General features: G+C 29.7%; 17 protein-coding genes. 9 read left to right on the plus strand and 8 right to left on the minus strand.

The window, feature by feature from the left end; genetic code table 11:
* Window positions 1–6 precede the first annotated feature (6 nt).
* Genes glyS through CPIN18021_RS03840 form a run of 7 tightly spaced genes read right to left on the minus strand, consistent with a single transcriptional unit; the run spans window position 7 to window position 7,493 of the window.
* The gene (glyS, locus tag CPIN18021_RS03815) at window positions 7–2,034 is read right to left on the minus strand and encodes a glycine--tRNA ligase subunit beta (protein ID WP_078424438.1); all 2,028 of its coding nucleotides are present in this window, start codon (window positions 2,032–2,034) and stop codon (window positions 7–9) included.
* A complete protein-coding gene (locus CPIN18021_RS08885; protein WP_153300791.1) occupies window positions 2,027–2,170 on the minus strand; it encodes a hypothetical protein in 144 nt (47 codons plus the stop codon). The genes glyS and CPIN18021_RS08885 overlap by 8 nt, the downstream gene beginning before the upstream one ends.
* A complete protein-coding gene (locus CPIN18021_RS03820; protein WP_078424439.1) occupies window positions 2,167–3,087 on the minus strand; it encodes an endonuclease/exonuclease/phosphatase family protein in 921 nt (306 codons plus the stop codon). The genes CPIN18021_RS08885 and CPIN18021_RS03820 overlap by 4 nt, the downstream gene beginning before the upstream one ends.
* On the minus strand, window positions 3,084–3,563 hold the full coding sequence (locus tag CPIN18021_RS03825) for a tRNA (cytidine(34)-2'-O)-methyltransferase (RefSeq protein WP_078423219.1): 480 nt from the start codon (window positions 3,561–3,563) through the stop codon (window positions 3,084–3,086). Before CPIN18021_RS03825 ends, CPIN18021_RS03820 begins: the two co-directional genes overlap by 4 nt.
* Entirely contained in the window at window positions 3,563–4,396 is an 834-nt protein-coding gene (gene purU / locus CPIN18021_RS03830; RefSeq protein ID WP_078424440.1) for a formyltetrahydrofolate deformylase, read from the minus strand. Before purU ends, CPIN18021_RS03825 begins: the two co-directional genes overlap by 1 nt.
* 31 nt (window positions 4,397–4,427) lie before the next feature.
* A complete protein-coding gene (gene lon, locus CPIN18021_RS03835; RefSeq protein WP_078424441.1) occupies window positions 4,428–6,836 on the minus strand; it encodes an endopeptidase La in 2,409 nt (802 codons plus the stop codon).
* 9 nt (window positions 6,837–6,845) lie between these two features.
* Window positions 6,846–7,493 carry an outer membrane protein assembly factor BamD gene (locus tag CPIN18021_RS03840; RefSeq protein WP_078423222.1) on the minus strand — a complete coding sequence of 216 codons (648 nt, stop codon included), beginning with the start codon at window positions 7,491–7,493 and terminating at the stop codon, window positions 6,846–6,848.
* A 139-nt stretch (window positions 7,494–7,632) separates the two neighbouring features.
* Between CPIN18021_RS03840 and fliW the strand changes: the two genes are divergently transcribed.
* The 7 genes from fliW to ribD are packed head-to-tail and all read left to right on the plus strand — an operon-like array spanning window position 7,633 to window position 15,024.
* Window positions 7,633–8,016, plus strand: a complete 384-nt coding sequence (fliW, locus tag CPIN18021_RS03845; RefSeq protein ID WP_069632465.1) for a flagellar assembly protein FliW — start codon at window positions 7,633–7,635, stop codon at window positions 8,014–8,016.
* 15 nt (window positions 8,017–8,031) lie between these two features.
* Entirely contained in the window at window positions 8,032–11,187 is a 3,156-nt protein-coding gene (locus tag CPIN18021_RS03850) for a hypothetical protein (protein ID WP_078424442.1), read from the plus strand.
* Window positions 11,184–11,930, plus strand: a complete 747-nt coding sequence (locus CPIN18021_RS03855) for a prepilin-type N-terminal cleavage/methylation domain-containing protein (RefSeq protein WP_157888043.1) — start codon at window positions 11,184–11,186, stop codon at window positions 11,928–11,930. Before CPIN18021_RS03850 ends, CPIN18021_RS03855 begins: the two co-directional genes overlap by 4 nt.
* Window positions 11,927–12,829 carry a type IV pilin protein gene (locus tag CPIN18021_RS03860; protein ID WP_078424444.1) on the plus strand — a complete coding sequence of 301 codons (903 nt, stop codon included), beginning with the start codon at window positions 11,927–11,929 and terminating at the stop codon, window positions 12,827–12,829. Before CPIN18021_RS03855 ends, CPIN18021_RS03860 begins: the two co-directional genes overlap by 4 nt.
* On the plus strand, window positions 12,830–13,303 hold the full coding sequence (locus tag CPIN18021_RS03865) for a hypothetical protein (RefSeq protein ID WP_078423226.1): 474 nt from the start codon (window positions 12,830–12,832) through the stop codon (window positions 13,301–13,303).
* Window positions 13,304–13,362: 59 nt separating this feature from the next.
* Complete coding sequence (hpf, locus tag CPIN18021_RS03870; RefSeq protein WP_078423227.1) at window positions 13,363–13,890, plus strand: ribosome hibernation-promoting factor, HPF/YfiA family; 528 nt, start codon at window positions 13,363–13,365, stop codon at window positions 13,888–13,890.
* A 60-nt stretch (window positions 13,891–13,950) separates the two neighbouring features.
* Window positions 13,951–15,024, plus strand: a complete 1,074-nt coding sequence (ribD, locus tag CPIN18021_RS03875) for a bifunctional diaminohydroxyphosphoribosylaminopyrimidine deaminase/5-amino-6-(5-phosphoribosylamino)uracil reductase RibD (protein ID WP_078424040.1) — start codon at window positions 13,951–13,953, stop codon at window positions 15,022–15,024.
* Between the two features lie 261 nt (window positions 15,025–15,285).
* Here the strand turns inward: ribD and putP are convergent, their stop codons facing one another.
* On the minus strand, window positions 15,286–16,776 hold the full coding sequence (putP, locus tag CPIN18021_RS03880) for a sodium/proline symporter PutP (protein ID WP_078424445.1): 1,491 nt from the start codon (window positions 16,774–16,776) through the stop codon (window positions 15,286–15,288).
* Window positions 16,777–16,921: 145 nt separating this feature from the next.
* Between putP and CPIN18021_RS03885 the strand changes: the two genes are divergently transcribed.
* Window positions 16,922–17,632, plus strand: coding sequence for an amino acid ABC transporter permease (locus tag CPIN18021_RS03885; RefSeq protein WP_078423229.1), 711 nt, complete (start codon window positions 16,922–16,924; stop codon window positions 17,630–17,632).
* Window positions 17,625–18,353 carry an amino acid ABC transporter ATP-binding protein gene (locus CPIN18021_RS03890; protein ID WP_078423230.1) on the plus strand — a complete coding sequence of 243 codons (729 nt, stop codon included), beginning with the start codon at window positions 17,625–17,627 and terminating at the stop codon, window positions 18,351–18,353. Before CPIN18021_RS03885 ends, CPIN18021_RS03890 begins: the two co-directional genes overlap by 8 nt.
* The last annotated feature ends 19 nt before the right edge of the window (window positions 18,354–18,372 follow it).

Genomic DNA, 18,372 nt, shown 5'->3' on the forward strand with positions numbered 1-18,372 from the left:
TCTATATTAAAAACTTATCTCTTTTATATCAGCTATTTTTTTGAATGCTAAATAAATTTGACCTATTAATGCTATTCTGTTATTTTTGATTTTTTCATCATCGGTATTTATCATAACATTTTCAAAAAACTCATCAATTTCTTGTTTTAAACCAAATAGCTCTCTTAATCTCTCTTTATATTTTTCTTCATTGCTGTTTAATGCTTTGAATTTATCATTTAGATTTTTTTCATATTTATTTTCAAATAATTCTTCCTTAACATCTTGTATTTTTGTATCTTTTATGATGTTTGAAAGTCTTTTAAATGTAGAAAAATTATCTTTAAAATTAGGCTCGTTTGATATGATATGAAGTGCTTGTATGGCATTATAAAGTTTAACTATATCTCTATTTTTACTGTCTATACAACTTTTTATTATAGATGAATTTGCATCAAAAAATGTATATAATCTATCAAGTATAAAATTTTCCAAGACACTCACATCAAAGTTATTGTAATTTTTTGCTATTTCGTTTAAAATTTCTGATATATCAAATTCCAAACCTTCGTTTAAAATTATTTTTATAACTCCATTTGCTGCCCTTCTTAGTGCATAAGGATCTTTTGTTCCTGTTGGAATTTTGCCAACACTAAAAAGACCAACCAAGCTATCAAGTTTATGCGAGAGCGCAACTATTGAGCTAAAAAGAGTGCTAGGGCAATCCGCATTTTCTCCATCTGGTAGGTATTGTTCTTTTATGGCTATTACTATATCTTTATCTTCACCTTTTTTTTCTGCATAGTAATGACCCATAATACCTTGAAGTTCTGTAAATTCATAAACCATACTACTTGTCAAATCAGCTTTACTTAGCATTACAGCTCTTGAAATTTTTTCTATATAGTTATTTCCTACTTCTTTAGCTAGTCTATTTTTGTATTTTTCTGCTAAAATTTTAGCTATTTTTTCCTCTCTAAGTTCTTTATCATATAGCGTTCCTAACTCTTTTAGGTATGTTATATTTTTTAGTTTATCAGGTGTGAAAGGTGCTTGTAAGTCACTTTTCCAAAAGAACATTGCATCGCTAAGCCTAGCTCTTAAAACCTTTTCATTGCCTTTTATTATTAGTGATTTTTCTTCATTTAATGAGTTGCTTACAACTATGAATTTATTTTCTAATTTTGAGTTTTTAAATACAGGAAAATATCTCTGATTTTCTTTCATTGATGTTATTATGACTTCTTTTGGAATATCTAAAAATTCACTTTCAAATTGACCAAGCAAAGCTGTAGGGTATTCTGTTATAGCGACAACTTCTTTTAATAAGTCTTCATCAATCTCAATGTTTATATTGTTTTCTTTTTCAATTGTTTCAAATTGTTTTCTTATAATGCTCTCTCTCTCATGTTGGCTAAGAATAACACCTCTTTGTGTAGAATTTTCAAAATATTGGTTTATATTTTCTATTTTTATTTTATCGTAGCTTATATTTCTGTGTGGATATGTTGAGTTTTCGCTTTTTACTCCAAATTTTGTAAACTCCAAAGACTCATTTCCTAAAAATACTAAAAATGAGCGTATAGGTCTTATAAACTCAAACTCACCATTACCCCAACGCATAGATTTTCCAAAGTTTAGACTGAGTAGAAATTTTTCTATCATATCTGGTAAAATTTCTTTTACATCTTTTCCTGATACTTGTTTTTGATAGTAAAGCACCTCTTTACCATTTATATCTTTAAAACTAAGTTCGCTTTCTTGTATTTCACATTTTTTTGCAAAACTAATAGCCGCTGGTGTAAATTTACCATCTTTTATAGCTATATGTTTTGGTGCTCCTATAAACTCTACATCGCTATCATCTTGTTTTTGCTTGAAATTTTTATGAGATAAAACAAGCCTTCTTGGGGTATAGAAAAAATCAAATTCGCTTTTTAAATTATACTCATCTAGCACCTTTTGCCATTTTGTTTTTATGTTTGGCAACTCTTTTAAAAATGGTATTGCTGGAAGTTCTTCAACTCCTATTTCTATCAAAAGTTCTTTATTCATTTTTCTTTTTTTCCTCTTGTTTGATTTTTTTTCTTAATTCATCTTTTTTTGCTGTTTGAAGTATAACGCCTCTTATCATAAAAAACAAAAAGCCAACTAAACAAATCACCATAAAAATATCTAAAAAATTTTTCATTTCTTGCCTTTAAAAATATCTAAAAAATTACTCCAAGACCGACAAGCTTTATCTTTGTCTGTTGAAATTTCAAATACCAAAGGTAGATGATCTGAGTATTTATGTTCTTTATTTTCTGTTTTTGCAAAACCTTTATTATTTAATAAATTATTTTTAAAAACTTTAAAACTATCACAAACATATATAAAATCATATTTTGTATCCATAAATTCAGGCGATAAAAGGATATGATCTATAGCTCTTTTTTTACCATAAGCCGCAAAACTATATCTTTGTTTTGGTTCTATAAATTCCCAGAGGTTTATATAATTTTTTGTAATTTGTATGTCGTTTAGTATGGATTTTTTTCCATAAGGACTATTAAAATCCCCAAGTACTATCGCATTTTTTTCATTTTCTAAAGCTACTCTTAGTGTTCTTTCTGCTTTTTTTTGAGATGTTATTCCATTTTTCTTAAAAGCCGGAAAGTGATTTATAAAGATACTAAATATTTTTTCATCTTCTTCAAAACTAACTTTTAAAATATCTCTAGTTTTTACGCCTGCTATACTAAATGATTTTGTTAAAATTGGTCTTAGCTTGGATATTAGTCCGAGTCCAACAGGGGCATTTTTTGTTGTTTTAAAGCTTATAAATTTATAATCAGTACCTTTTATAAGCTCTTTTAAAACATCTTCATTTTCTATCTCTTGAAGTGCTATTATATCAGCATCTATTGATTTGATTACTTCTTTTATGTTTGCAAGTTTATGTTTGTATTTTTGATAATCCCACGGAGATTTTCCTATTTTAAAATCTCTATATTCGTTGCCATTATTTTCGCCATCAAATAAATTTTCAACATTATAAGTAGCAATTTTTATAGTTTGTGCAAAAATAAAAATAGGTATAAAAAATATAAATATAATTTTATTCATATTTTCTCTCTAAAATCAAACTCATTTATGTTTTGTCTTATAGCTTCATATGCTATTATGCCAGTGCTTATTGCTAGATTTAAACTTCTTCCATTTTTACCCATGGGAATTGTTATTTTATTTTTTGGCATTATATCCATAAGAGTTTCTGGCAATCCAGTGCTTTCTCCTCCAAAAAATATAAAATCACCAGTTTTAAAATTAGCTTCAAAGTAGTTATTGTTTGTTTTTGTTGTGGCAAAGAAAAACCTATCTTTGAGCTTTATATTTTCTTCTAAAAACTCGTTCAAGCTTTCCCAAATTTTAGGCTCTAGTATCTTCCAGTAATCAAGTCCAGCTCTTCTTACCGCCTTTTCGCTTAGGTCAAAAACAGTTGGTTTTATGATATGAAGCCTTAAATTTGCATTTACACACAGTCTTCCTATGGCTCCTGTGTTTTGGGGAATCTGTGGACTTACTAAGACTATATTAAACATTAAAAAACAATAACCTTATTTTCATTTATAAATAATCTATCTTCAAGTGCTAAATCCAGCGCCTTTGCTAATACATTTTTTTCACAAGCTCTACCTGCTTTTTGCATATCTTTCCAGCTCATTTCGTGGTTTATATTTATTACATCTTGAACTATTATTGGACCTTCGTCTAGATTATCATTTACAAAATGAGCAGTTGCTCCTATTATTTTAACTCCTCTTTCAAAGGCTTGTTTATATGGATTTGCTCCTATGAAAGCCGGTAAAAACGAGTGATGTATGTTTATTATCTTGTTGTTATAGTTTTGGACAAAATTTGGAGTTAATATTCTCATATATTTTGCTAATACAACATAATCAAAATCATATTTTGCCATAATGTCTAATACTTTTTGTTCATGTTCTTCTCTGCTTAAATTATCAGCACTTACATACTCAAAAGGTATATTAAATCTTTCAACTAGACTTCTTAAAACTTCATGATTTGCAACAACTGAAACGATATTTGCGTTTAGCTCACCGCTATCAAATTTGATAAGCAGATCTCCCAAACAATGGCTCTCTTTTGTAGCAAGTATTATTATATTTTTTTTATTTTTGTGGGTGCAAGATATCTCGGCATTTTTTGGCAATACAGCCTCAAGGTTGCCTATAAATTCATCTATATTTATATCTCCAATAAGTTCACTTCTCATAAAAAATGTATTATTTTCTTGATCTACAAACTCATTATTTGTTTGTATATTTAGCCTGTATTTAAAGACTATATCAGAAATTCTATATATAAGTCCTTTTTCATCATTACATTTTATTTTTAAAACATACTCTTGCATATTTTTCCCTTTAACATTTAAAATCTACTCGCTATTTCACAAGTGCATTTTTTAATACATCATCTATCATATCAACAGGAATGATTTTCATATCTTTTTTTACATCCTCTGGTATATCTTCCAAATCTCTTTCATAATTTTTTCTTGGTATTAGTGCTAGTTTTATGTCTGCTTTGTGTGCAGCTATAAGCTTTTCTTTTAGCCCTCCTATAGGAAGCACTCTTCCGCTTAGTGTTATCTCGCCAGTCATTGCTACATCGTGTCTTACTTTTATGTCTGTAAGTATAGATGCTATTGCTGTTACCATTGTGATACCAGCACTTGGACCATCTTTTGGCGTAGCACCTTCAGGAACGTGCAAATGCAGATCAAATCTCCTATACACATCGCTAGGCTCAAGCTTTCTTTTATCGTCATCAAATTTAGGAATTATACTCATTGGTACTTTTATTTTTTTATTGTCTATGAGAACCTTGACAACGCTAAATGCTATCTGGGCGCTTTCTTTCATAACATCTCCAAGCTGCCCTGTTATTTGCATATTTCCTTTGCCTTGTAGGCGAATAGCCTCTATTCTAAGAACATCTCCGCCAACACTAGTCCAAGCTAGACCATTTACTTGACCTATTTTATCTTTTTTGTCTGCTTGTTCTATTTCAAATACTTTCTTTTCTAAAAATTCTTTTAGGTTTTTAGAATTTACTGTTATTTTTCCTTGGTTGTCTGTAAGTATTTTTTTTGCTACTTTTCTTAGTATATCCGCTATTTTCCTACGTAAATTTCTAACTCCACTCTCTCTTGTGTATTCTGAAATCATCATTACTATAGCATCTTTGGTTATATTTACATCAACAGGTTTTAGTCCATGCTTTTTAAGCTCTTGTGGTATTAGGTATTTTTTTGCTATCTCAAATTTTTCTTGAGGCGTGTATGAGCTAAGATGTATAAACTCCATCCTATCGCGAAGTGGAGCAGGTATCATACTTATATCATTTGCAGTAGCTATAAAAATAACCTTGCTTAGGTCTATATTGAAGTTAAGATAATAATCTCTAAATTTATTATTTTGTTCAGGGTCTAATATCTCAAGTAATACAGCCGTAGGATCCCCGCGGTAGCTTCTTCCTACTTTATCTATCTCATCTAATACAATAACAGGATTCATTTGTTTGGCTTCTATAAGTCCTTGAACTATACGACCAGGCATAGCACCTATATATGTTCTTCTGTGTCCCCTTAGTTCATTCACATCTTCAAGTCCGCCTAGAGCTATTCTTACTAACTCTCTTTTAAGTGCTTTTGCTATTGAGTTTGCCAAGCTTGTTTTTCCAACTCCTGGAGGTCCCGCAAAGCAAAGTATAGCTCCATTATTAGCCTTTTCATCTACGCCTCTAAGTTCTAATAACTCTCTTAAGGCAAAATACTCTTCTATTCTTTCTTTTGGTTTTTCTAAGCTATGATGATCTGCATTTAGTCTTTTTGATACTTCTATTATTGATGATTTTTTCTTAGATACATTTTCAAATGGAACCTCAAGAGTCCAGTCAAGATAGCTTTGTATCGTGTTTGCATCGGCAGAGTCTTGGTGCATACGAGATAGTTTTTCTATCTGTTTTTTTATCTCTTTATATGCATCTTCGCCCATAAATTTCTTTTTGTTTTCTAGTTTTTTCTTATATTCTTCTATCTCTTCATCACGACTAGTGTCGCTTCCTAGTTCTGCTTGAATTTGTTTTAATTGCTCTTTTAGAAAATATTCTTTATTGTGTTTATCAATTTTTGAGTGAACTTTGTTTTTTATCTCTTTTTGAAGTTTATTTGCCTCTATTTCTTCTATGATATAGTCTATAAGTTTTAAAAGTCTCTGCTCTAAGTCTTCTTCTATAAAAAAACTATAAGCTATTTGTTTTTTTAATCTTAATGCGCTAGAAAGCAAGTCGCATACTCTTATAGGCTCTACACTTTCTTCTATAGTTTTAAGCAAGTCAGGTGGAAAAAGATGGCTTATAGCGCTTAGTTCTCTAGCTTTTTCTCTTAAAACCACAAGTAAAGCTTCTGTCTTGGCTGTAGATGGTCTTGTGATGTTTAGCTTATCTACTAATGCGACTAATGGGCTAGTGCTTGTTTGATTGATTATTTTTGCTTTATCTACCCCTTGAAAAAGAATCTTCACACGACCATCTGGTAAAGGAACTTTTCTCATTATAGTTCCTAATACTCCAGTGTCATATATGCTGTTAAAATTTCTTTCGCCATCTTGATTTGGCTTGGATGAAACAACTAGTATTGATGTTTCGTTTTGTATGGCTAGTTCAAGTGCTCTTAAGTTTTCTTCATCACTTAAAAAAAGTGGAGTTATCATAAATGGATATAAAAATAACTCATCTTCAACTATAATTGGAATTTCTGTCGGTAAAAATTTATTTTCATCTAATTGCAAAAGGCACTCCTAATTAAATATTCTTCTATACCAAGGACGTTCTGGATTTAAAATTTTTGCATCGTTTAAAGGAGATTGCTTAAGTTTTTCTTTATATATCTCTGCTGAAATATCTCTTCCTGTTCTTATGTATAGGTCTGCTATATCTTTATCTAAACTATAAATAGCTAGTTTAAACTTAACAAGCATTGTTTGCACTAAAGGTTTAAACTTTGTATTTGGATATAGATATAAAAACTTTTCTATAGAATTTATACTATCTTGCATTAGTTTTTGGTTTCTATTTGGTTGTAAAAATGAGTCAAAATTTGCTTTTATCTTTAAAAACTCCGCAAATTCTGTTTTTTCTGCATTATCCCCATATCTTTTTACATACTCATTAAGATAGAAGTTAGCAAGTAAATACTCTTCATTGTTTGCATGAGCCTGAGATAGTATCATAAGTATTTGTTCTAGCAAAGGAGATGCCACATGTTCACTAGCCATAGATACATAATACTTATCAGCTAGCTCTAGTTCATTAGCTTTGATATTTTCTAATATCTGTGAATACCACTCGTCTGGTGTGAGATTGTATAGTTTAGCTTGTTTATCAGAACATCCTAAAAACATAACAACTAAAAAAATTGATGCCAAAAACTTATAGATATTTATCATTGTATTCCTTACGTAAATTAAAATAATTTGTTATTTTACATTGTTTGGGATTATTTTTATATAAATTTTTGCATATTTTTAGTTTTTTAATTAAAAAGATGATACAATGTTACAATTTTTATATCAAGGAGATTAAAATATGATTTTTACTGTTAAAAGCCCTATACTAGGTTTTGAACATATAAAAACTATGGAGCTTATAGAGCTTGATAAGTTTTTTGTAAAACTCCAAAGCAAAGACGATAATACATCTTTTACTATGATAAATCCTTATGCTTTAAGAAATTATGAATTTGATATTCCAACATACTACGAAGATCTTATGGATATCAAAAACAGCAGTGAGCTTAGAGTTTATAACATACTTGTGGTTGCTACACCTTTAGAGAAATCTACTGTAAATTTTATAGCTCCTATAGTTTGTAATATGGACAATATGACACTTTCTCAGATAGTTCTTGATGTTGTGTCTTATCCTGATTACAAACAAGCTGAGGTTATAGAAAGCTTTATACAAAAATAGGAGATATTGAGTAAAATGAAAAATAATAAAATTTTATTTGCATTTGCAAGTATTTTATTGCTATCTGTTTTGGATTTGAGTGCCGAAAGGGTTACGGCTAATTATTATAAAGAGGGTTCCGGGAGAAATTTTAACCAATTTACAAATAAATCTAATCGTGAACGTAGTGATGGCAAAGGTAAGTATTCGTCCGTTTCTACCAAAGTTAAGGCACCAGTATCTAAAAACAGCAGATGTTATGATGAGCAATACTCTGAGATGAGAACAGAAAATGGCCCAGATGGTAATTATAAAGATAGAGCTATATCTTTTGACTATTGGCCTGGATATTATCCACCAGATAGAAAGATTTGGAATTACGGTTGTGCTAAAGATTCATATTTTAGATTTCCATTTCCAATGCTTGTAGAATTTGATAAAGGAAATACTTATAGTAGTAATGGTTTATATAAGTGGACCTCGGTATGGGAAGGTTATATTGATATACCACAAGATGGAGAATGGAGATTTAGTCTTACTATACAAGGTAAAGCATTATTAACAATATGCGATGTTGAAGCTTCTAAAAATAAAGAATGTTTTTATGGTAACAGCACAACAACATACAACAAAAAATACTCATCTTATTGGTATAAGTATGCATATGGATATAATGATAACGATGCTATAATTATAAAAAAATTAAAAAAAGGCGATAAGCTAAGATTCAGGCTTATATATGAGAGTGCAGATTGGAGTATACATAAAACATCTAGTATACATCTAAAATGGATCAATGGCGATGACATTAATAGAAATAAAGGTAATTGCGTTACACCTCATGAATTACAACCGCCAAAAACAAACAGAAATGATACAAGTATATTTACTCAAAATGGTAAATGCGGTATGCAAATAGTAGATTTCGAATATAAAGCATCAAAATCTGATATAGAGTACCGTGTAGTTGAAGATGAGTATGTAGATGCTTATGTTAAAGATAATAGTAAAGATTTTGATTGGTTGTGGAATAGTCCTATAAGGACAAAAGATATTGGCGATACTAATAAATTTTGTATTATCATGGGGACAAAAGACCCAAATGGTAAGTATGTTGAAGTAAAAGAAAATCAAAGTAAAATAGTAGGTGCTCGTATAAGATATAAAGATTACCAAGGTAATGATACGATGCGCACACTTGTAAATGATAAAGGTGACTATATGGTAAGAACACCTGGTAGTGATAAAACTATAAAAGATGAAAATAGCAAAAGTTGTTTTAGGATGACAACTGTTTCAGAAAAACTTATAACCAAAGATGCCTATTTTCAAGTTTTTGAATTTACAAATAATGACAACAATAAATTTTCTGTTCCTGATAAATTTAGGTATGATATAAAAGCTGGAACTACTGATTCTGATCATTTTTCTTTTAAACCTATTGGGTATGCTCTTAGCTTTAGTGAAAATAGTGGTAATAAAAAAATAGAGCCTACAGAGATCGATAAAAAATTATCAAATATATCTAACTCTGTTTTATATCTTACTTCTGGTAAGACATACACCGTTACAGCAAAAGCACAAAGAAAAGATCTAGAAAATTTAGCTATAAAAGATATAACTCAATATAATTCAACTGAAAAATCTGGTGATGTTACAACTGTAGTTGGTAGATATGATACGGATATAAAAGATAATGGTCCTTTACTTATTTCATATGTAAATGGAAAAACATGTAAAGATAATGGAAAAAATTTGCCTAATGTCAAATTTGACATTAGGTTTTCTGATAATGTTGCAAGTAATTTTATTAGCGATATTAATGATGATAATGTTATGAAGTTTAAAACAAATATGGTTGATAAAACATGGACAGCAATAGACCAAACAAATGATCAAAATAAAATTTCTAAATACGGTTATGAGTGTAAAGTTCCATCAAAACAGACAAAAAATGAATTTGATAAAAATTTGGTTGATTGTTATATATCAACTGTTGTTCCAGCTTATGTTGAGTTTATTCCTGCTAGTTTTGATATAACAAAGTCAGTAGAAAACTTTAATAGTAGCAGCTTTACTTATCTAAATACCTTAAATGCAGATTCTTATCGTATGAAAGCATTTTTAAATATCGGGTTGACTCCAAAAAATGCTAAAAATCAAGAAGTATCTAACTTCACTAAAGATTGTTATGCGAAAGATTTGGATATTGTTTTATCTTACGATTGGGATAAAATTCTTAATAATAATAGTGATACAACATTAATAGATAAAAAGAAAGAATTATCTGCAAATAATCAAAATACAGCTAGCAGGATGAAATTTGCTCAAGACAGCAAAGAGGTTTATATAAATAGTAACAATAAAGATAACAAATTTAAATCTGCTAAATATTCTGGAAATGAATATAGCAATTATAACTATTCAGATCTTACAAATTCAGCACCTTTTTCAATCTCCAAAAATTTATTTACAAGCAATACAGCTACTGCTAAAATAGGATTTAACTTTGATAAAGATCACAAAAAACCTGAAAATCCATTTGCTGTATATCCTAAAGAGTTTAGTTTGAGTGATTTAAAAATCAAAGATACAAATAATCCTATTGATATAAAAATTAATGATATAACTACTGGCATGGGGTCTAGTTATGCCACTATGGTTTATGGTAGAGTAACTGCTCCTTATCAAGAGGGTCCAAAAGATGGATTTAAGGGTAAGATATATTATACTTTTTATTGCGATATTGATTGTAGTTCAAAAATAAGTTCAACATTAAAAGGAGAGTCTATAGGTAACTATGTTGTAAATTTATCGCATAATGATTCTTATTTTGGTATCATGGATGATTCTTATGATTCTAATTTTGCTACAAAATTAGTATTTGATTCTACTACTAGCAATAGAATTAGCAAAGGTGTAGAAAATGTTAATTTTAGTAATGAAAAAAGTGTAAAAGATACTATAAAACTTAAAATGTCTAAAGCTCCTTGGCTGATTTTTAATGAAAATTATCCTACTTATGATTATAATGAGATAAAAGTTGGTTTCTTTGGTGCAAATGGTAATTGGGCTGGAAAGTCTTATGATGGAAAGGGAGAAGATAAAAATAATGCTGGTAAGTTTATATTAGATGAACTACCTAATGATGTTAATGTGCCGGTTAGAAAAAATAGGAGAATTGACTGGTGAAAACTAGAGGTTTTTCCCTTATAGAGGTTATTGTTTCTATAGTTATTATAGCAATTACCTCTTTGAGCGTTCCTGTGATTATAAGTGTAACCTCAGAAGCTAATCTGAGGTTTACCATTCAAGAGATGTTGCTTAATGCTAAGACATATTTAAATACGGTTCTTAAGTCACAATATACCTGTGCTTATATAGGGGAAAATCCTAGCTCACCTATGCCTAGGTTTGCTTTAAATAAAGATACAATTGAACATGGCTATATGCAAAAAAAAGATCCCAATTTTTCTTTAGGAAGTTATGACTTTTATAAGAAATATAAACTAAATCCACATGAAAGAAGGATTATCTTATCTGCCACTGATTTATATCCCAAGACAGATCCAAATAATTTTCATGAACATTATAGTGATAAATGCTCATCTTTATCAGCTGCATCATCGTACGGTATTAAAACAATTTGGTCTTACAATGGTATTGATGATGTAAAAATGTCTCCTGATGCAAATAACGATCGTGATTTTGTTACAGAAGCTAGTTATGGGGTTAAAGTTAATATTGAAAAAGATCCCTTTAATGATAGTCGTTATGAGCAAAAAAGCTATGACAAAGATTTAGCACTTGTTTCTGTTGATATAAAATCTGATAGATTAAAAGATGATAATTTAGGCGATCCAAAAATAAGACTTTTAGCTATAACTGCTAACATAGGAGACTCTCCTATAATTCAAACTAGAGAATTTAAATGAAAAAGGCTTTTACTCTTATAGAACTTATAATGGTTATAGTTATACTGGCTATAGTTGCTGGAATGACATTAAATTTAGTTTTTGTAATATATAAAAATTATGTTCAAAGTGAGTCTATCTCTAGGGTGGGATCTCAAGCTGATATTATCTTGGATCAAATATCTAAGAGATTAGAATATAGAATAAGAAGTAGTGATATAGCAAGAAAGAGTTCAGACAATAGTATATTAAATTTAAATAATAGTGGATTGAATTCTAGTTATAATATATTGGAATTTATACCTTATAGTTATGAAGCCTTTGATTTGGGTGTTTATAGTGGTATTGTTGATATGGATAATACCAGCAGTTTAAAAGGTATAGAGACACCTGGTAGTGATCTTAAGCGAGGTGATTTAGTGTTTGACAAGCTATCCCCTAGAAATAAAAATAAAGATTTGGCAATGATATTTAGAGGTGTTAACTATAATGTTGATAGTTCTTTTGGTTATATTGGAAGTGATATTGATTTTGCTAAGGTTAAAGTTAAAGATCTAACACATTTTAACCACAATCCATCATTTGTTGGTAAGCAGATGTCAGAGCAGTATTATCTAGCACATACTGCATATGCTATAGTGGCTACACCAAATGAATCTACAAAGTCTAGTGATAGTGCTGCTAATAGGGATTTTGATTTAACACTTTATTACGATTATAGACCATGGCTGGGGCAGAAATATACAGATAAAGATACAAAATCTACTATTTTAGCTAGACATGTTAGTATGTTTAAATTTAAAGAGGAAAATGGAATGGTTTTTTTAAAACTTTGTTTAAGAGACAATCAAAAACAAAGAAGCTCATTATCCCAGTCTGGATTTGATTTTAATGTATGTAGAACAAAGGCGGTTTTTTAGATGAAAAAAGGTTTTGGTTTATTAATCGCTATAATTTTTGTTGTAACTATAGCTTCTCTTGGTGCTGTTGCTCTTAAATTATCTGTTGGAACTGCAAAACAAACCGGAGATGTCTATGTGAGAGAGCAAGGTGAGATATTATTAAGAAGTTTTGCCGAGTATACAATGCTAAATATCTTAACTCATGATTTTAATGTTGATTGTTTGGAAAAAGTTGAAGGATGGCATAGGCCAGATTTAACCATAAAAGACAAGGAACATCCAGCTTTTATTACCAGTTCTAAGATAAAATATTTTGGCAATATTGGAAAATGTAAAGGAGTGCCAGTCACTACAAAATATACACAAGGAACTGTCATGATTGATATTTTTGTAGAATATGTTGATAGTTTGAATAAAACAAAAGATGATAAATATAAAATTTCAGAAAAATACCCAGTTAGACTTCATAAAAGAATAATACAAAAAATTTAGTTTTTTATTTGTTTATGTGATATAATTACCATACAAACTTTATTTTAAGGAGTATGGTAATGAATACAAGTATTGTAGGTAAACAACTAGAGCTTACTGATTCTATAAAAGACTATATAGAAAACGCTTTTAACGCACTTTGCAAATATCAGATGGATATAATATCTCTAAGATGTGTTGTATCTGCTGATGAGAAAAATGGAAAAAAAGGTTTTGGTGTAGAGTTTGCTGCAAATATTTCTCATAAAAATACTATTGTTATTAAACAAAAAGATAAAGATTTGTATGCCGCTATAGATCTAACTCTTGATAGAATGCTAAAAGTTCTTAGAAGAGAGCATGATAAGACTACAACCGTAAAAGGCAAAGATGAAGAAAAAATAAAAAGACTTTTGATAAATGAAGAAAATACAGATATCTTAGATGAGATAGTTCCTACTGAACTAGAACTTTATAAACCTCTTGAGATAGAAGAAGCACTTGAAAAACTAAAAAATAGTGATATGCAGTTTTTAGTTTTTAATGATATAGATGCAAGAATGCGTGTTATTTATAAAAGAACTGACGGTAAATTTGGTCTTTACTAAAAAATAAACTAGAGGGATTACTTCTCTCTAGTTTTATCTTGCAAAGGTTTTGCTTTGATAATATCTGATGAATTTTTTATGGATTTGGCTATAAAACAAGCTTGGAAATACTCTGTTTTAACATATCCAAATCCATCTGTTGGTTGTGTTATTTTAGATAAAAATGGTGCATTGTTATCATGTCAGGCTCATAAAAAAGCCGGTTTTTTGCATGCAGAACCAACTGCTATATTGTTTGCTCTTTTTAAATTAAATGAGCAGATATTTTTTGATTTTATCAAAGCTTATTATGATAAGTTTTTTGTTAAGTTTTTAAGTATAAAAGAGCTTGAAGAGTATGATCTGGAGCCAAATTTTACTTATGAGTTTATACTTGAAAATCACTCAAATTTATTAAAAGATGCAAAAGCTTATGTGACACTAGAGCCATGCACTCATCATGGAAAAACTCCACCTTGTGCCGGTTTATTTATTCAGTTAAATTTCAAAGATGTGATTATATCTTGTATGGATTTTAATAATATAGCTAGTGGTGGAATAGCTCTCTTAAAACAACACAATATAAATACAAAATTTGGTGTTTGTGGAGAAAAAGGAAAACAACTTATCGAGCCATTTTTGTCTTGGCAAAAAGGAAATTTTTCATTTTTAAAATTAGCTATTAGCTTAAATGGAGTAATCACTGGAGGAGTTATATCTAACACTCTAAGCAGAACTCACTCTCATAAGCTAAGAGATGTTTCTGAGCTTTTGGTTATAGGTGGTAATACTGTTAGGATTGATCGTCCTACGCTTGATACAAGACTTGTAGAAAATGGCAAAAATCCAGATGTTTTGATATATTCAAGACAAAATGATTTTGATAAAAATATACCTCTTTTTGGTGTTAAAGATAGAAAAGTGTTTATCTCCAACTCTCTTGAAAATTTAGAAAAAAAACTTGTAATGTATGAGGGTGGAGTAGGTATGTTAAAACTTGCTTTTGATAGTAAGATACCAAATTTAAAATGGATTTTGCTTTATAAAAGCAATGAACTTAAATATGGCGAAAATATAAAATTTAAAAACTCATTTAGACCTATTTTTGAATCAAATTTTGAAAATGATAATTATGGCTGGTATGAGATAAATTAAGATTTAAAATAAAAGCATTAAAATTTAATAACAACCTTATTTTATTTGTAGAATTATATTAAGAAAGTTAAGCTATTGCAAAAACATACGCTAAAAAAATTATTGTATAACAACAACCTGTCATACACCGAAACTAATTATATATTTTTTAAATTTTTAATGATTACTGTTTTTTTTGTGATTTAATTATTATTAGATTATAGAGCCATCAGACATCTATAATCTAATTATATTTTGAGTATTTTATTATGTTATTTGCTTTTATAACCTTGTTTTCATCTTATCAAACTCATCTGATATTGTATTTTCATTAGGTTCTCTTGTCATTTTATCTATCGCATCACCCCAGATACTAACAACTACTATACTTATACTAGAAGCGATAAAACCAGGAAGTAGTTCGTAGATGTATGAGTTAAGACCCAGAGTTATCCATAATATAACAGTTGCTCCACCAACTATCATTCCAGCTAAGGCACCAAGTGCGCTCATTTTTCTCCAATAAAGACTGAAAAGTAGCACAGGACCAAAACTAGCGCCAAAGCCTGCCCAAGCATTCCCAACAACTCCAAGAACAGTATCACTTGATAAAAAAGCTAAAGCTGTGGCGATAAGAGCAACGCCAACAACTGCACATCTTCCTATTATGACTTGTTTGTCTGCTGAAATTTCTTTTTTGTAAAATGCTAGTATAAAATCTTTGGTTATAGAACTAGCGCTCACTAGTAATTGACTTGAAACAGTGCTCATTATGGCGGAAAGCACAGCAGAAAGTATGATACCTACAAAAAATGGATGAAATAATATCTCGCCAAGTTTTAAAAATACTAATTCAGGATCTTTTAAAGCCATATTATTTTGATTAAAATAAACATATCCTATAAGACCACTCATAAGCGCTCCAAGTAGCCCTAATGTCATCCAGCCGATTCCTATTTTTCTTGCTAAAGCTAGCTCTTTTGAACTTCTTATTGCCATAAATCTAACTATTATGTGTGGTTGTCCAAAATACCCAAGCCCCCAAGCTAATAAACCTAAAATTCCCAAAAAGCTTTGGTTTGCAAAGATATTTAAGTGATCTTTGCTAAGACTTGTTATCTCTGTTATAAATGTTTTATTGCCCGATAAATCTATATTGAAATAAGCTACTACTGGTATTGCAATCAAAACAAAAAACATCAAAGTGCCTTGAAATACATCGGTTATACAAACCGCTTTAAAACCACCAAAAAAGGTGTAAAAAACAACTATAAAAAGAGTTATAAAAGCACCAAGACTAAAAGGAAGATTGAAAAAACTTTCAAAACTTTTTCCACCAGCTATGATTCCACTTGATACATAAATGGTAAAAAATATAAGTATTATAAGTCCAGAAATTATTCTTAGTATTTTTGTTCTATCTTTAAAACGATTTTCTAAAAAATCAGGTATCGTAATGCTATCACTTGCAACTTCTGTATAAACTCTTATTCTTTTTGCTAAAAATAAATAATTACAATAAGCTCCAACACAAAGTCCTATAACTATCCAAATATTTGCAAGTCCCGTGGCATAAAGAGCACCAGGAAGACCAAGTAGCATCCATCCACTCATATCGCTTGCGCCTGCGCTTAAAGCAGTTGCAACCGGACCTAGTTGTCTGTTGTCAAGTAAATATTCGCTCATATTTGCTGTTTTGTTGTAAGAATACCAGCCTATAAAAAGCAATATTCCAAAATAAAATGCGATAGCCAAATAAGATGAAAAATCCATAAAATACCTTAGTTGTTTTTTATTTTAAAGATGAGATATTATTATAATTTTATTTAAAATCAAAGAAAATTTATAATTTTAAGCTAAAAAATAAGAAATTTTGCGTATTATTATTAGCTATTTTAAGTATTTAAAAAGGAAAAATTTGTCTAAAGAAAATTTTTTTAAATTACTATTTTTTGTAATAGTCGCTATTGCTGGTATTTACTATACATATCCTACCGAGTTAAACGATGCCCAAAGAATGGCCTATATTCATAGTTATGGTGTTACATTGGGTCTTACTGCTGGCGGTATAAGTATAGGTATTATATTGGGTTTTATTCTTGCATTTTTAAAGTTTTTGGATATAAAAATTTTAAATTTCATAATAGATGAATATATAGATATATTAAGAGGCACTCCTATTATCATACAACTTTTGATTTTTTCTGTAGTAATTTTTGCTACTTGGAGTGATAACTTTTATGTGGCGCTTATAGCACTAGGGTTAAATAGCTCTGCTTATGTTGCTGAGATAGTTAGAAGTGGTATAAATAGTGTAGATAAAGGTCAAATGGAAGCATCAAGAGCAATGGGACTTAGTTATTATATATCTATGAAAGAGATAGTTTTTCCTCAGGCTACAAAAAATATACTTCCAGCTTTAGCTAATGAGTTTATATCGTTATTTAAAGAGACTTCTGTTGTTGGTTATATTAGCGTTGTGGATATAACAATGCAAAGCAAGAGCCTTCAAGCAGTGTTTTATAATCCAAAACCTATATTATTTACCGGCATAGTTTATTATATTAGTATTAAGTTTTTTTCATTTTTGGTTAGAAAATTAGAAGAGAGATTAAGACAAAATGATTAAAATTAGAGATTTAAATAAAAGTTATGGAAAATTACAGGTTTTAAAAGATATAAATTTAGATATAAAACAAGGTGAGGTTATAGCTATAATAGGTCCTAGTGGTGGCGGTAAAAGCACATTTTTACGTTGTATAAATAGACTTGAAGAGCCAACTAGCGGTCATATACTTATAGACGGAGAGGATATTTTAGACAAAAAATCAAACATTAATAAAATTCGTCAAAAAGTAAGTATGGTATTTCAACATTTTAATTTATTTGCAAATAAAACTGTTTTGTCAAATTTAACATTAGCCCCTATAAAAACTGGAACTTTGTCAAAAGAAGAGGCTGAAAAAAAAGCCTTGGAACTTTTAAAAAGCGTTGGGTTGAGTGATAAAAAAGATGCGTTTCCGCATAAGCTTTCAGGTGGACAAAAACAGCGTATAGCTATAGCTAGATCGCTTGCTATGAATCCTGATGTTATACTTTTTGATGAGCCAACATCGGCTCTTGATCCTGAGATGATAGGCGAGGTTCTTGATATAATGCAAGATGTTGCTTCAAAAGGATTAACAATGCTTGTGGTTACTCATGAGATGGGATTTGCTAGAAATGTTGCGAATCGTATTTTTTTCATGGATGGTGGTGTGATAGCTGTTGACGATACTCCTAAAAATGTTTTTGAAAATCCTACACACCCACGTTTGAAAGAATTTTTAGGAAAAGTTTTAAATCACTAATAATATTAAAAAAGGGAAA

It is taken from the genome of Campylobacter pinnipediorum subsp. caledonicus, assembly GCF_002022005.1.
GTDB classification, from domain to species: Bacteria; Campylobacterota; Campylobacteria; order Campylobacterales; family Campylobacteraceae; genus Campylobacter_A; species Campylobacter_A caledonicus.